Source organism: Paenibacillus sp. FSL R7-0297 (assembly GCF_038009025.1).
Lineage (GTDB): Bacteria > Bacillota > Bacilli > Paenibacillales > Paenibacillaceae > Paenibacillus_AQ.
Genome location: NZ_JBBPAQ010000001.1, coordinates 4,047,764 through 4,061,319, shown reverse-complemented (window position 1 = coordinate 4,061,319; position 13,556 = coordinate 4,047,764). Strand labels below are relative to the sequence as shown.

General features: G+C 51.3%; 14 protein-coding genes. 3 read left to right on the top strand and 11 right to left on the bottom strand.

The features are described from left to right. Positions 1 to 52: 52 nt before the first annotated feature. The 7 genes from MKZ24_RS17810 to MKZ24_RS17780 form a co-directional block, all read right to left on the bottom strand. On the bottom strand, positions 53 to 406 hold the full coding sequence (locus MKZ24_RS17810) for a DMT family transporter (protein ID WP_042237363.1): 354 nt from the start codon (positions 404 to 406) through the stop codon (positions 53 to 55). A gap of 3 nt (positions 407 to 409) precedes the next feature. After that, positions 410 to 733, bottom strand: a complete 324-nt coding sequence (locus tag MKZ24_RS17805) for a DMT family transporter (RefSeq protein WP_042138348.1) — start codon at positions 731 to 733, stop codon at positions 410 to 412. 12 nt (positions 734 to 745) lie between these two features. Continuing rightward, positions 746 to 1,279, bottom strand: a complete 534-nt coding sequence (locus MKZ24_RS17800; RefSeq protein ID WP_340785055.1) for a TetR/AcrR family transcriptional regulator — start codon at positions 1,277 to 1,279, stop codon at positions 746 to 748. Positions 1,280 to 1,668: 389 nt separating this feature from the next. Beyond that, positions 1,669 to 2,601: an IS3 family transposase gene (locus MKZ24_RS17795; RefSeq protein WP_081956614.1), complete on the bottom strand. Its 933-nt coding sequence runs from the start codon at positions 2,599 to 2,601 to the stop codon at positions 1,669 to 1,671. A 5-nt stretch (positions 2,602 to 2,606) separates the two neighbouring features. Beyond that, positions 2,607 to 2,921 (bottom strand): helix-turn-helix domain-containing protein, encoded by a 315-nt coding sequence (locus MKZ24_RS17790; RefSeq protein ID WP_052415919.1) that lies wholly within the window; start codon positions 2,919 to 2,921, stop codon positions 2,607 to 2,609. Positions 2,922 to 3,737: 816 nt separating this feature from the next. After that, a complete protein-coding gene (locus MKZ24_RS17785; protein WP_042237367.1) occupies positions 3,738 to 4,868 on the bottom strand; it encodes an SGNH/GDSL hydrolase family protein in 1,131 nt (376 codons plus the stop codon). Further along, positions 4,865 to 5,119 (bottom strand): hypothetical protein, encoded by a 255-nt coding sequence (locus MKZ24_RS17780; RefSeq protein WP_042237369.1) that lies wholly within the window; start codon positions 5,117 to 5,119, stop codon positions 4,865 to 4,867. The genes MKZ24_RS17785 and MKZ24_RS17780 overlap by 4 nt, the downstream gene beginning before the upstream one ends. A 181-nt stretch (positions 5,120 to 5,300) precedes the next feature. Here MKZ24_RS17780 and MKZ24_RS17775 point away from each other — a divergent pair, with 181 nt between their 5' ends. Beyond that, entirely contained in the window at positions 5,301 to 7,181 is a 1,881-nt protein-coding gene (locus tag MKZ24_RS17775) for an LTA synthase family protein (RefSeq protein WP_042237370.1), read from the top strand. A 64-nt stretch (positions 7,182 to 7,245) separates the two neighbouring features. Here MKZ24_RS17775 and MKZ24_RS17770 read toward each other — a convergent pair whose 3' ends face one another. Together MKZ24_RS17770 and MKZ24_RS17765 are read right to left on the bottom strand one after the other, a co-directional pair. Next, positions 7,246 to 8,121 carry an alpha/beta fold hydrolase gene (locus MKZ24_RS17770; RefSeq protein WP_052416544.1) on the bottom strand — a complete coding sequence of 292 codons (876 nt, stop codon included), beginning with the start codon at positions 8,119 to 8,121 and terminating at the stop codon, positions 7,246 to 7,248. A gap of 108 nt (positions 8,122 to 8,229) precedes the next feature. Beyond that, positions 8,230 to 8,604, bottom strand: coding sequence for a MerR family transcriptional regulator (locus MKZ24_RS17765; protein WP_039293820.1), 375 nt, complete (start codon positions 8,602 to 8,604; stop codon positions 8,230 to 8,232). 164 nt (positions 8,605 to 8,768) lie between these two features. Here MKZ24_RS17765 and MKZ24_RS17760 point away from each other — a divergent pair, with 164 nt between their 5' ends. Both MKZ24_RS17760 and MKZ24_RS17755 read left to right on the top strand, forming a co-directional pair. Then, positions 8,769 to 9,710 carry an SDR family oxidoreductase gene (locus MKZ24_RS17760; protein WP_081956808.1) on the top strand — a complete coding sequence of 314 codons (942 nt, stop codon included), beginning with the start codon at positions 8,769 to 8,771 and terminating at the stop codon, positions 9,708 to 9,710. Positions 9,711 to 9,775: 65 nt separating this feature from the next. Continuing rightward, positions 9,776 to 10,573 carry a lipase family protein gene (locus MKZ24_RS17755; protein ID WP_042237375.1) on the top strand — a complete coding sequence of 266 codons (798 nt, stop codon included), beginning with the start codon at positions 9,776 to 9,778 and terminating at the stop codon, positions 10,571 to 10,573. Positions 10,574 to 10,603: 30 nt separating this feature from the next. Here the strand turns inward: MKZ24_RS17755 and MKZ24_RS17750 are convergent, their stop codons facing one another. Next, the gene (locus tag MKZ24_RS17750) at positions 10,604 to 11,875 is read right to left on the bottom strand and encodes an ABC transporter substrate-binding protein (RefSeq protein WP_340785044.1); all 1,272 of its coding nucleotides are present in this window, start codon (positions 11,873 to 11,875) and stop codon (positions 10,604 to 10,606) included. A gap of 78 nt (positions 11,876 to 11,953) precedes the next feature. Next, positions 11,954 to 13,555 carry a response regulator gene (locus MKZ24_RS17745; RefSeq protein ID WP_042237379.1) on the bottom strand — a complete coding sequence of 534 codons (1,602 nt, stop codon included), beginning with the start codon at positions 13,553 to 13,555 and terminating at the stop codon, positions 11,954 to 11,956. Position 13,556: the final 1 nt, after the last annotated feature.

Below are 13,556 nucleotides of genomic sequence, written 5' to 3'. Positions count from 1 at the left end.
AACTGATGGAGGCCTATGTCATGGCTCCAATCAGTCTTGTGTTATTTCTATGCTATTTGGCGGGTGTATGCTCTGCTGCCTGCCCGGCATGACTAGAGGAATTCAGCAAGACGAGCCCCCCGATAATGGTAAGCAGACTAATGCCGGTGAGCAGGTTGAAGGGATCCTTCCAGATCAGGATACCGATGAGTGCAGTCAGCGCCGTTCCCACACCTGACCAGATGGCATAAGCCAGGCTTAACGGTATGGTTCGGAGACTAATGGACAAGCTGTAAAAGGCCACACCCATTCCAATCACTACCCCGATAGACGGCAGCACACTGCTGAATCCGTCGGAGAGCTTGAGCATTGTCGTGCCAAAGATTTCCGAGAGGATGGCAATACTTAGTGCAAGATAACTTTTCACAGTTCAACCCTCCGTTGAAAGCTTCAGGAGCACCACACCGCCAATGATGAGGAGCAGTCCTGCTACTTTTTTGACATTCAGACTTTCTTTATAGACCAGTACGCCAACTAATGCGGTTAACGCCGTTCCCACACCCGACCAGATGGCATAAGCCGTCCCGAGGGGGATCTCCTTCAGCGCGAGTGACAGATTGAAGAACGCCAGCCCCATGCCGGCGACCACCGCAATGGATGGAAGCAGTCTTTTGAACCCGTTCGATGCCTTAAGCATGGAGCTGCCGAAGACCTCACTCACAATAGCTAACGACAATAATACATAAGAATTCACTTGGGTTGCCTCCTAATTAATCATCTCCAGCAATTTGCTGACGACCTTGTCCCGCATTTCACCGCTGATTTCACCGATTCCAAATACCTCCGATAACCACAGGCCGTCTACAGCCAGCCGGACAATCGAGGAGATCACCGGATCAAGTCCATCGTTCTCCATGTTCTGCTGCCAGACCGAGTACTGTTCACGAAGCTCTTCCAGCAGATCCCCGTTATTAAAAAGCGCTGCGTTAAGCGCTACGTTCATGCCCTGCTCTTCCTTATCTGCTTCAACGGTGGACTTCAGATAGGCCCGGCTCCATTTCCCTTGATCCCGTGTATCCCGGGCTGCCCTATTCTGAACATCTGCTATGAAGTCATTCGTTATCCCTGACACCATGCTTTGAATTAAGGCGTCCTTATTCGGAAAATGATGCAGCAGACCGCCTTTGCTAACCCCTGCTTCGGCGGCTACTACTTCAAGCGTAAGCTTCTCAATTCCTTGATGCTTCACGACGTTTGAAGCGGCCGCCAGAATCAGACTACGTTTGGATTTACTGTTCAAGTGAATCACCTCTGCATTTACTATACCGTCCGGACGGTTTGAATGTCAATTAATTAACAAGAACAACGTCGCCCGGCGGAAGAATCCAACTGGAGTGTATGCATTATGCAGCTTATCCGGCCTGTGTAACTTAGGAGATATTAGGCCACCACTTACTCCCCTCAGACTTCTTCTGACAGCTACCTCTGTACAGTTCCCTGGGAAATTAAGCGCAATGCAATACTGCTCCTCATTCCCGCCTCTCGCCCACTTTCGGCGGATTCAGGGGCACTTCTGCTCCTCATTTACGCCTCCCGCCCGCTTTCGGCGGATTCAGGGGCACTTCTCGGTGCGACCCCCTTATCCCGGAGTCCTCCGTATAAAATCGGTACTTGTCGTAGCCTTGCTCTTTATTTCGCTTTTTCTCTCGGCCAGAAGAAGCAGGACTGGTCTTCTAGGGTCAGCACCCACTCCGCAAAGGTAGCTGGCGGCATGTTGCGAAGACTCGTATGCATTCTGCGGTTATTGTAAAAGTCCATGTACCGGTCCACGGCTTCATAGGCCTCTTCGAACGTGTCGAAGGCCTCTTTGCGGAACAAATCCCGATCGATATTGCTGTGGAACGATTCAATAAAAGCATTTAAATCCGGCGTTCGAGGCGGAATGCGTTCATGGGTCATCTCCCAGCTTTCACACATGTCGCCAAACAGATGGCTGATGAACTGGGGGCCGTTGTCGGTGCGGATCACCGGGCGCGCGCTGCCAGGGGCGCAGTGTTGCTCCATGGCGCGTCCCAGCGTCTGGCAGGCGTGCTTGGCCTCACACGACGATCCTCGGTGATACCCGACGATAACCCGGGTAAACACATCGATAATGCTCAGGACGAAGAAATGCCGGTCCCGGCCCGCCACATACCCGTATTTAATGTCCATCTGCCAGAGCTGGCCCGCTCCGGTAATGACTCGGTTCTCCGGCAGCTTCCGGGGATGCTTAAAGCGCTTCTGACGCTGGGGCTGCAGGATCTCCAGCGCCTGACACAGCCGGTAGCTTTTCTTGTGGTTGAGCCTCAGCCCGTGCTGGTTCCACAAGCACTTGGCCAGCAGTTTGTACCCGTACACGTGCTCTTCTCCAGCGACCAGTTCCAGGAGCATTTCCTGGATCTGCTCGTCGCTAATCTTCTCTCCCGACTCGGTCAGGGAGTAGCCGGGTAGGGGTCTTCCACGCCCCTGGGGGACGGCCTGCGCCTCCTGCTTCTTGCGTTTCTTACGGTCGTAGTACGTAGACTCTGCTAGCCCCACGAGACGGAGCACCAAGGCTGCGGTATTCCCCTGCTTAATGAACATATCGGCTACCTCGATTTTTTCGGATAAGCAGGGGTTGGCTTTTTTAGCAGTTCACGCAGAATCTCAATCTCTAACTCCTTTTCACCGAGCATCTTGACGGCCTTCTCATATTTCTGCTCGACGTCCAGCAGGCGCTTCCGTTCCTCCACCTGGTCCTGGGGATACGGATGATCTTGCTCCCCATGGGCTTCCCGGTAATCCCTCACCCACTGATTCACCGTTGATGGAGTCACCCCATACTTTCGAGCAACCACCGCCGCCTTAATGCCAGACAACACCTCTTGCGCTGCCTTCTCTCTTGTTCCTGTTAAGTGTCCCATTCCGTTCATCCTCCTCCTGTATCTAGTTTACATTTTTGTGGGGGAGGACTCCAACTTCTTTAGGGGGCTGTGGAGTTCTGCTCCTCATTTACGCTTCCCGCCCGCTTTCGGCGGATTCAGGGGCACTTCTGCTCCTCATTCCCGCCTCCCGCCCGCTTTCGGCGGATTCAGGGGCACTTCTGCTCCTCATTTACGCTTCCCGCCCGCTTTCGGCGGATTCAGGGGCACTTCTGCCCCTCATTCCCGCCTCTCGCCCACTTTCGGCGGATTCAGGGGCACTTCTGCCCCTCATTTACGCTTCCCGCCCGCTTTCGGCGGATTCAGGGGCACTTCTGCCCCTCATTTACGCTTCCCGCCCGCTTTTGGCGGATTCAGGGGCACTTCTGCCCCTCATTTACGCCTCCCGCCCACTTTCGGCGGATTCAGGGGCACTTCTGCCCCTCATTCCCGCCTCCCGCCCACTTTCGGCGGATTCAGGGGCACTTCTGCCCCTCATTTACGCCTCCCGCCCGCTTTTGGCGGATTCAGGGGCACTTCGACCCCTCATTTACGCCTCCCGCCCGCTATTTAGAGGGATTTATCCCTTGGATTCGCTCATACCGCCCGCTTTCGGCGGGATCAGAGGGACTCCTATAAGAACACATTCATCCTTCTGACGGAGAAGGCTTTGCTCTAAATTCCAATGAAACCTATCCCCAACAGACGAATATCATAAATTCCGGGCACGCCTGACACAGCAAAAAACGCCCATCCGTTGATGAGCGTCACTTAACCATTATTCCCGCACTATTAATAAGAACTTGATTATCGGCCTGCCTATAGTCCTGATAACAATCCCTTAATATAGCCGCTTAACTCTTGAGCAGTCTGCTGATGGGCCAGTAATCCCGGATGGGTTCTTGCTCCCGCCGTTTCGTCCGTCATATCCGGCAATTGAAACACTGACACCTTCTTATCGCCCGTGGCCTTCCTATAAGCATCCACAGCACGATAAATCGCCGGCATCAGCGGAATGCCCAGCATGCCATACACCCAGAGAATATGGGCAGTGTTGTTATACCGTCTCAGCTTGCCCAGGAAATTCACCACTGCCGCCTCAAAAGCTGACAGATCGTCTTCATGATAACTGCCGTCTTCCTTCAGCCGCTGCTTATATCTCTGTCCCGTACCTTCATCTTCCCATTCCGGAGAATGAAATGCACCGTCATCGTTGGTGCCAAGATTAACGACCACCACATCGGGCTGCCAGGACCCGAAATCATTCACCTTATGTGCTCCCAATGCTTCATTATGGGCTCCGGTAAGCAGGCCGCAGACCTGTTCGTAGATATCTGGAAGATTACCCTTCGGATTGTTATCCCAGCTGGTGAGCACACCCCAGCCGCTCTGCGAGATCACCCGGTATTCTGCCTGAACTGCGTCTGCTGTCATAGCCGTATAATTATGCACTCCGCTGAACCAGGCCGGTATCCAGTCCAGTTCTTCCCGGGCTCCGATAACGCCTTCACCTGAAGTGATGCTATCACCAATGAACTCAAGCCGGTAGGGCTTCGCTTCAACCGGCAGGAACTCCCCATCTGTGCGGACCGCATGGAACTGCAAATAGCAGCCCGGGTCGCCGCTCATCGCCTGGACCTCTTTTACAATCCGGATATTCTTCACCGTGTCAGGGTTCATCCCCCGGAATACACAGATCCAGTGCCTTCCGGCATTCAACATCTGTCTGCTGACCGGAACGGAGTTGATCAAGATACTGATCCATGATTCGTATTGGTCATAACCGGATTCCACCTCAATCCACAGCCCGGAAGCCTGGACATTCAGCTCGATGGCACTTCCCGTCCAGAATAACGTAACCGGGTCCAGGTCGCCTGTCGTTCTGCCATGAATCTTCAAATGCTCTATCTCAGCCAGCCGCTGTACCTGTAAATGGGCGTCCCCACTCATTCTGATCCCTCCCGCCTAGTAGCAATCGTGAAGCTGCGGACCTTCATCCATTTGCCGCCTACCCACTCGTCGATGGTTCCCTTCTTCGTCCGGACACAGAATTTATGCGCCGTGCCGCGTTCAAATCCGGTTGCCTCATACAGCAGATCATCACCTTGCTGCCCTTTGAAGTAGACCTGCTTCAGTCCGAGTCTGTTCAATAATTCCAGCTTCACACTTTCGGTATATTGCCGTGAGAATTCTTTTGACATCTATGTTCCTCCTGCACTGATTAAGTTCTTTACTGTTTTTTCGGATCGCTTATATGAGGATAACGTAAAAGCTGCTGATTTACATCTTTATTTTCAATTCCGCTGCCTCAAATCTAGTTGATTTTGAACTCTCCCATGTAATAAAATGAAAAGATTAAATAGAAAAGGATGCGCATACGCAATGCCGTTTAAGGAATCACGCTCGCTAAGTAAAAGATCGATTCTATTCTTCTCCCTAATTATGCTAGTTAAAAGCTATTTCGCCTGGTATTACCTGTTCGAAGACGGGCCGACCTGGACCACATGGCTGAAAGAGATTCCTTTTGTGCTGCTGCTGTTCTGCCTCATCGAATGGTTCGCCACGAAGCGGAAAATTGCCATCTATATGCTCGTCAATCTGCTCATTACCGTTTTATTCTTCTCTCTGATTGTCTATCATAATCATTTTGGCATTATTGCTACTTCTCAGGTCTTCGGCCAGGTCAAGCAGGTGGGAGCCGTCAAGAAAAGTATATTCGCCGTCGTGCACCCTCAATATATGCTTATTTTCGTAGACATTATTATTATCAGCCTGGTTATGCTCAGACGCAAGAAGGCGCTGGCTTGGAAGCACTCGATGTCCCGTCCCAGTAACCGCAAGGCGGTCGCTGCCTTGTTCTGTGTTTCACTTGTTATGTGTTTGATGAATATTTTTCCGAACAAGGCAAGTATGAACGAGAATGTCAAAGCCGAACAAATGGGGATTCTCAATTATGAAGCTTATGCCCTGCTGGGTGAACCGGAGGAAGAGCAGATTGATCAAGCGGAGATCTCACAGGCAGGCATCGATAAAACCAAAGGCATTCAGAGCCTAGCGAATCCGGTTCTGTACGGGGCCGCCAAGGGTAAGAATCTGATCATCCTGCAAATGGAATCTTTCCAGAACTTTCTGATCAACCTTTCAATTGACGGAACGGAAATCACACCTAATTTGAACAAGCTTGCCTCCGAAAGCTACTACTTCCCCCGTTTCTTTCAGCAGGTGGGTCAAGGTAACACATCGGATGCCGAATTCATCGTAAATACTTCCTTCTATGTTCCGCCGGATGGTCCGGCGACGGAAATGTATGCACCGAAAGATCTGCCCAGCTTGCCGAAGCTGCTGCAGGCCCAAGGTTACGATACCGCAACCTTCCATACGAATGAAGTCGATTTCTGGAACCGCGGAGAGCTGTACAATGCACTTGGCTTCAACCGATATTATGATAAGGCTTACTTCGGTGAAGAGGATCTTGTCTTCTATGGTTCATCGGATGAAGTCCTGTACAACAAAACATCTGCAGAGCTGGCCCGGATGGACCAAAGTGAACAGCCCTTCTATTCACATGTGATCTCGATGTCATCGCATAATCCATTCACCATTCCAGAGAGCAAATACAAGATGACCTTGCCGGAACGTTATGAAGGTACACTCGTTGGAAACTATATCCGGGCCGAGAACTATGCGGATTATGCACTGGGTCAATTTATGGACGAACTCAAAAGCAGCGGGGTATGGGATAACAGTGTGGTTGTGCTTTATGGCGATCACCGGGGACTTCCTATTTTCTCGCTCAAGGATGATGATAAAGTCTTAATGGAGGAAATTCTGGGGCATGAATATAATGAACGCGATCTGATTAATATCCCGCTCATCATTTCAGCTACCGGCATTACGTCTCCAAGTGTGAAGGAGCAGCTAGGCGGACAGGTTGACATTCTCCCTACTGTAGCGAATTTACTCGGTGTACCGCTGGACTATCATATTCATTTTGGACAGGATCTGTTGAATCAGACCCATTATAATCTGCTGCCGCAGCGCTATTATCTGCCTACAGGTTCCTTCGTTAATAACGAAGAGCTCTTCTTATCCGGCAGCGGGTTCGAGGACGGCCAGCATTATACATTATCCGGTGACGGGACGGAGCTCCTGCAATCGACAGAGGATGAATTCACCCGGGCACTTGAGCTTCTGAGGATGTCGGACAGTTATGTTACACAACTGCCGGACCGTGAAGTTAAGGATGAGAGCAGCTCTGATTAAAAGCTAACAAAAATAGAGCCTGGTCCTGGAGAAGCTTCTCCAGAACCGGGCTCTTTATCAGTGATCACAGCTGCTTGTTCAGGAAATCCTTCACGGCCTGGCCTGCCGGAATCGGCAGCTGCATCCAGACATAAGCATGAAGGGAGTCAGGAATGCGCGTGATTTCGTAGCTGTCCAACAGCCCTGCGAAAGCGTCTAGACTGCGTCGGATGGACTCGTCACCCCACTCTTCTTCGCTGGGAAGGAATAGTACGGGACACTCTATTTTATGATAATACTGCTCAAACGACAGATCCCAGTACTTTACGATATATTCGGTCCGGACACGATTTAAATAACAATAGGTATATTTACCGTCTGGCAGCTGCTGCAGGCTGTTCTCATAGAAGGCGGAGAAATATGGATTCCATAGCCCCTCCTTTGTCAGCTCCGCCCGTTGTTCGGAAACATACTCCTCTATGCTGTTGAACATCCGTTCCTCCCGCTCACCCAATTCTGCACGAAGCTGTTCTTTTCTCTGCGTTATTTCTTCCGCGGTACCATTGAATATTCCATATTCGCCGAATTCATTATTAAGTGCACCTTCGCAGACCAGAGACAATACCCTCTCCGGATGCGCCGCCGCCAGACTGAGACCAACCTCAGCTCCCATCGAGCTGCCGACGATATGGCACTTATCTACCTGCAGATGCTGCAGCAGCCTGTACATATCCTCCGCCATCTCATCGATATGATAGCCGGTTTCCGGTTTGTCCGACTTACCATGTCCCCGGAGATCGGGAGCAATGATGCTGTAGTCCTGCTGGAACTGCGGGAGAATGCCCTCCCACATGTTCAAATTTCCGCCGCTGAAATGTAGAAATAGAATAATAGGCTTACCATTTAAAGAATACCTGACGTTTATCGCTAGCTGTCCTAATGAAATACGTTCCTCGATCAAAATTCAAACCTCCAAGCTATGTATGAAATTACTGATAGCGGCTGAAATCTTCTTATGTATGTATTGTTTTGGCTATCAACACTTAGAGATAACTCTAACTACCAGCAGTTATATCTCCCGTAGCAAATCGTAATTATTGGTGTCATAGAGAGCAACCTTCAAATCAATAATGTTCAGATTTTTCTTCAATTCATCCATCTGCCGCAGTACTTCCTTACGGTGCTCGATCATAATGCTGCGCCGTGTTTCCTTGGTCGAATCGCCTTCCATAATCAATTCGATGTATTTCTTGATATCTTTAATAGGCATTCCGGTGTTTTTCAGGCAGCAAATCACTTTGACTAGTGATAAATCGCCATCAGAAAATATGCGGTTTCCCGCCCCGTTTCGTCCCACAAAGGGCAATAACCCCTCCTTATCGTAAAAGCGGAGCGTATGCGCAGTCACCTCGCAAATCGCAGCTACTTCATTGATACTGTACATCCTCTTTCACCTCGAAATAGGTATTTTAAAGACTGCTTGACTTCGATAAGCCTCTAAGTATTAACATTAAGTATATCGAACGGCTGGTCAACTTACAATTCAGACGCCGGATGTTAAGCATTATGGTATGGGCCATAGATACAGACAAAGGAGAGAAAGAGAAGATGGAAAAATTCCCTAAATGGACAGCTTCAAATATCCCCTCACAGCGGGGCCGCTCAGCCATCGTCACCGGCACAGGAGGCATCGGCTACGAAACGGCGCTGGAGCTGGCAAAAAACGGGGCAGAAGTCATACTCGCTGGCCGCAATGCCGCAAAAGGAGCGGAGTCGGTGAAAAAAATCCGCAGCAGTGTTACCTCAGCCAATATCCGTTTTGAAGAGCTGGATCTTGCCAGCCTAGAGTCGGTACAGGCGTTCGGCGCAAGGATGAATAAGGGACGGCACAGTCTTGATCTGTTAATCAATAATGCAGGGGTGATGACACCGCCTACCCGCAAAATCACGAAAGATGGCTTTGAGCTTCAATTCGGTACGAATTACCTTGGACATTTCGCGTTGACTGCACATCTGATGCCTTTACTGCGCAAAGGAAATAAACCGCGTGTAATAAGCCTGGGCAGTGTTGCCCACCGGAGCGGCTCAATCCATTTTGACGACCTGCAATTCGAACGCCGTTATCATGCCATGGAAGCTTATGCGCAATCAAAAATTGCCATGATCATGTTCGCACTGGAGCTGCAGCGGCGCAGTGACGCATCGGGCTGGGGCCTATTGAGCCTTCCGGTTCATCCGGGTGTTTCACGCACGGACCTGCTTCTTAATGGGGCCGGGCCGAACAGCACAGCGGGGATTCTACGCAGGTTCCTGGGGCCGATCTTGTTCCAGCCGGCTGCGCAAGGCGCGCTTCCAACTCTGTTCGCCGCGACATCGCCGGACGCGAAGTCCGGAACTTATTATGGTCCCGGCAGACTCTCAGAAACAAGGGGCTTGCCAAAGCCCGGCAAGATCGCTCCGCAGGGGCTGGATGCCGCTGTGGCAGCCAGATTGTGGGAAGTATCCAAACAATTGACGGATGTGGATTTCGACGCAATCGCGAATTCATAAAGGTTCCATAGGCACCAATCCCGCCTGCTGATCATACACAGATAGAAAGAAGGGCGGGATGCGGGATGGGTAACATGCGGAATGAACAGGAATGGGCCATCTTTCTGGCTGCCGTCTGCGGACAGACCTATGCACAATTTGAACATGCGGATGGTTCGTTCGTGGTTCCGGCGGACTTCTCGGTCGTGCATAATTTCCGGGCGAGATCCATGGGCGGGATCTCCGAGCCCTTTGGCTTCATTCTGGAATCACCGCAGGAGATTATTATTGCCTGGCGCGGAAGCAGTTCGACCACCAATTGGCTCTCGAACATGAATGCTGCGCAAAAGAAGTTCAAATATATCAGCGAGGACTGCCTGACGCACAGAGGCTTCACAGATATTTATTCGTCGGCACGGGAGGAAATCCTCTCCGTACTCGGCACCTTGTCACCAGAGAAAACGGTATACGTTACAGGCCACAGCCTTGGCGGGGCTCTAGCAACCTTATGTGCTATAGATATTGCTGCTAATTCAGCCCACAGTTCTCCCCGCCTGTATACGTATGGCTCCCCGCGTGCGGGTGACCCTGCATTTGCCAAAGCTTTCAGCAGCTATGTCCGCAGCAGTTTCCGTTATGCCAATCTTTTTGATGTCGCCACCTACGTTCCACCTACCATCTACAAGCTGCCCCGGCATGAGAAAAAATACTATTACACCCATGTGCAGACGCTGTACTCATTATCTTTCCAGAATGGCACGGTTGAGCTCAATCATGTGCTAAGAAGCTACTTCGCTGTACTGTCGAAGCAACGACCGGAATTCACAGCAATGTTATGCTCCACGAATCCCGGCTTCTGTCCGGTGCTTGAATTGATTACCTGATTACCGGGGAGAGCCCCTGCATTTCGCTAATTAATTCGCCAATATTTGGTTCAGGCTCTTCTCCAGCACTTTCAATCCTGCTTCCGGCTCAATCCGGTGGCGGATAATATTCTGCAGTTCCTCTGACATAGCAGTGAACAGAGCCGCATATTTATCGGTTTGCGGGGCGAACTTCACCTGATCCCTGGACTGGATAAACTGGGCGCGGTAAGGCAGCTCCCGGTAAGCCCGGCTCTCTGCGATGTCAAGATTCGCCGGGACATGCCCCGCCTCCCCCCAGATATGCCCGCCCACCTCTGAGAAATACTTCATGAAGTCCATCGCGCCTGCCTGCTCCTCTTCGCTGACGTAAGCCGGAACAACCAGCGTATGTGAGCTTCCCCAATGGGCGGCGCTGCCGAAGATCGGCGGGAGAGACATAATACCAATATCAAGGTCATCATTGCCCAGATGATGGCCCGCTTCCCATACTCCGCCGAACCACAGTCCGGCCTGGCCGTTATAGAAGGAGTCCCAAGGTGTATTATCGTTCAGATCACTTAATCCCTCTTCGAACAGCTGCTGGTAGAAGTTGAGGACCTTCACCGACTTCTCATTATCGACCGCTGCATGTTTCATATCGGGACTAAACAGCTCTCCGCCTGCCTCATAATACAGATCCAGGAACGATTCCTGGAAATAAGGAGTGTTGACCGCCATCGGCTGTACTCCCGGAACCCGCGCAGCGATCTGTCGCAGCATACGGATGAACCCTGAGGGAGTATTCTCTTCGAGCTTCGGTGTTCCAGATGGCGTAAGCAATCCGGCCTTGGCCAATATATGCTTGTTGTAATAGAGCATGTGAAAATGCGTATCGAGCGGGACCGCATAATATTGTCCGCTGTAGCTGACGCTCTGCAGGTTCTGTTCACCGATTTCACTCCACTGGAATCCGTCCTGCTCAGCCAGAGCATTCAACGGTACAATTTGCCCCGCCTTGATGAACGGCGACAACCGGTCCGCATGGACGACGGCTACATCAGGCCCTTTGCCGAAGGACAGAGCAGTGCTCAGCCTGGCATAATATTCGTTTGATTCAAGTCTGAGCTGCTTCACAAACACATCACTCTGGGAAGCATTATAATCTTTGATAATCCTCTCAACGAATTCACCTTCGCCGCCTCCGAACGGATTCCAGAACGACACCTCGACAGGCGCTGTGCTCTCCAGGGTACTCTGATTCCCGGAAGAGAGCTCTGCACAGCCCGGCAGCAGGAACAGATACAGCAGCAGAACGGGCAGCATACGGCCCATGGTTTTCATCTCACTCCCCCTTTCCGGAACAGGCTCACTTCAGTCATAATTTGTAAGCGTTTGCACTAAATTCCACCATCCCAGCCCTCATTGGCCGCTCTTACGGACCAGCACGCGATATTCCGACGGAGAGACACCGGTGATCTTCTTGAACACTTTGGAGAAATATTTCGGGTCCTGAATCCCGACCAAGGTACCGACATCTCCAGCCTTCAGTTCTCCGGTAAGCAGAATCTTGGCCTTTTCAATCCTGATCCGGGTCAGATACTCCAGGAAGCTCTCGCCTACTTCCTTCCTGAACAGGTTGGCGAAATAATTCTTGCTTAGGTGTACAAGCCGGCTGATCGACTGCAGCGTAATTTCCTGATCATAGTACTGCTGAATATACTGGGTTGCCTTGATAATGCTGTTCCGGTCGCTGTTATACATCTCTATCATATGCTCTACCAGCGTTTCGAAGGCCTGCATGAACCATAGCCGGCTCTGTTCAAGCGTTTCCAGCATCGACAGCTCGTCGAAGTACTGCTTCTTGAGCTCCAGAACCTGTTCTGCATCCCTGGATACATCGGGCCACAAGGTTGTTAAGATCATCAGCAGCTCTAGGGAGATAATCTGCACGAGATCCGCATCCCGGCGCACAGCCAGCTGCCCGAACAGCTGATTCAGATACTCCTCCAGCTCTCTGGTCTGGAAGGCGTACACCATAGACTGGATCTGGCGGCTGCTGATCTGAAGTGCCTCAAGCGGAGGTACTTGCGCCTTCAGTTCTTCGCTGCCGTGAACCAGAACACGCCCGCTTCCCATAAACAGCTTCTGCCCGGCAGCTTCCACGGCCTGGACATAAGCATTCTTCAGCTCTGCCCACTGCCCGTTCACTCCGCTAAGACCAATCGTTGCAGTCCAGCTAGATTGGGCCGATAAGCGGCAGATAAGCTCTTCACTACAGCGGCGCACGAAGTCTAACCAGGCAAACCCTGCAGGCTCTGAGTTAAGCTCTGTGGTTACTATAATATTAAGCTCCCCCTGTCTGTCCGGGAACATCTCATACCCGAGGGTACGCTCAACCCAAATCTGCTCCAGCAGCCTGCGGATCACGCTCTGTCCTTGCCCATACCCCGGCTCAGCACTGCTGCCCAGGCTAATATGGAGCAAATATAGCGGCCGTGAATCCGCAAGTCCCGCCTGTGCGAGTCTACTTTTGTCTATCTGCCCCTGAACCGCCCCCCGCTCCATGAGCTCCAGCAGGAAATTCTCCTTATGCACCTGCTCCGGGTAAGCAGCCGGGGAAGAGACGGGCACGTTCTTCTGCACCGCCTCCAGGCTTTCCTTCAATTTAAGCAGCACCAGTTCAAAGTCACGCGGCATCATATCCGATTTGATCATATACTCGGATACACTATGTCTGATCGCTTCCTTGGCATACTGGAAATCTTCGAGGTTGCTAAGGATAATAATCCTGATATCCGGTGAGAGCTTCCGTACCTCGGCGATTAGCTCGATGCCGTCCATTACAGGCATTTTCATATCGGTAATCAGAATATCCGGCAGCCCGGCTGCCATCACCTCGAGCGCTTCCCTGCCGTTCGACGCTTCGCCTATGACCTCCATCCCGATGGACTCCCAATTAATCATCGACCGGATTCCATATCTTACGATAAATTCATCTTCTACGATAATGACCCGGTGCATC

Excerpts from the sequence above, each read along its gene's own strand:
- MKZ24_RS17785 (WP_042237367.1), bottom strand. The coding sequence starts at position 4,868 with ATGAGTGGGGACGCCCATTTACAGGTACAGCGGCTGGCTGAGATAGAG.
- MKZ24_RS17765 (WP_039293820.1), bottom strand. The coding sequence starts at position 8,604 with ATGTACAGTATCAATGAAGTAGCTGCGATTTGCGAGGTGACTGCGCAT.
- MKZ24_RS17760 (WP_081956808.1), top strand. The coding sequence starts at position 8,769 with ATGGAAAAATTCCCTAAATGGACAGCTTCAAATATCCCCTCACAGCGG.
- MKZ24_RS17755 (WP_042237375.1), top strand. The coding sequence starts at position 9,776 with ATGGGTAACATGCGGAATGAACAGGAATGGGCCATCTTTCTGGCTGCC.
- MKZ24_RS17750 (WP_340785044.1), bottom strand. The coding sequence starts at position 11,875 with ATGAAAACCATGGGCCGTATGCTGCCCGTTCTGCTGCTGTATCTGTTC.
- MKZ24_RS17790 (WP_052415919.1), bottom strand. The coding sequence starts at position 2,921 with ATGGGACACTTAACAGGAACAAGAGAGAAGGCAGCGCAAGAGGTGTTG.
- MKZ24_RS17780 (WP_042237369.1), bottom strand. The coding sequence starts at position 5,119 with ATGTCAAAAGAATTCTCACGGCAATATACCGAAAGTGTGAAGCTGGAA.
- MKZ24_RS17795 (WP_081956614.1), bottom strand. The coding sequence starts at position 2,601 with ATGTTCATTAAGCAGGGGAATACCGCAGCCTTGGTGCTCCGTCTCGTG.
- MKZ24_RS17745 (WP_042237379.1), bottom strand. The coding sequence starts at position 13,555 with ATGCACCGGGTCATTATCGTAGAAGATGAATTTATCGTAAGATATGGA.
- MKZ24_RS17775 (WP_042237370.1), top strand. The coding sequence starts at position 5,301 with ATGCCGTTTAAGGAATCACGCTCGCTAAGTAAAAGATCGATTCTATTC.